This is a genomic window from Mesorhizobium sp. M7A.F.Ca.US.006.04.2.1, from assembly GCF_004022915.1.
GTDB lineage: Bacteria > Pseudomonadota > Alphaproteobacteria > Rhizobiales > Rhizobiaceae > Mesorhizobium > Mesorhizobium ciceri.
The window spans coordinates 1-483 of the sequence record NZ_RZQA01001626.1 but is presented as its reverse complement, the minus strand read 5'-3'; the positions used below and the strand labels follow the sequence as shown (position 1 = coordinate 483).

At 62.1% G+C, this 483-nt stretch carries 1 protein-coding gene; it reads right to left on the bottom strand.

Annotated elements, in window-relative coordinates; genetic code table 11:
* A partial coding sequence (locus EN925_RS39110; RefSeq protein ID WP_164894849.1) for an ATP-binding cassette domain-containing protein occupies window positions 1-483 on the bottom strand: 483 nt, incomplete at both ends.

Here is a 483-nt window from a genome sequence, read left to right as displayed (position 1 = left end):
CCCGGGCGATCGCGACTCGCTGCTGCTGGCCGCCGGAAAGCTGGCGCGGATACTTTTCGATGTGCTGCGACAGTCCCATGAGGTCGAGAAGCTTCAGCGCCGTCTGGCGCGCCTGCTCCTTCGGCTCCTTCTTGACGATGACCGGACCTTCCATGACGTTTTCGAGCGCTGTCATGTGCGGGAACAGATTAAACTGCTGGAAGACCATGCCGGTCTTGGAGCGGATGCGGTTGACCTCGTGGGCCGGTATCTGGGCACCCTTGCCATCGGCCCGCCTGTCGAACAGCGTTTCGTCATCGATGACGATGCTGCCGCTAGTCGGCACGTTGAGTAGGTTGATGCAGCGCAGCAGCGACGTCTTGCCCGATCCGCTCGCACCGATCAGCACGACCACCTCGCCTTCGACCACCGACAGATCGATGCCGTTCAGCACGCGCTTGTCGCCAAACTTCAGGCAGATGCCGTCTAGCCGCAGGACAGGCT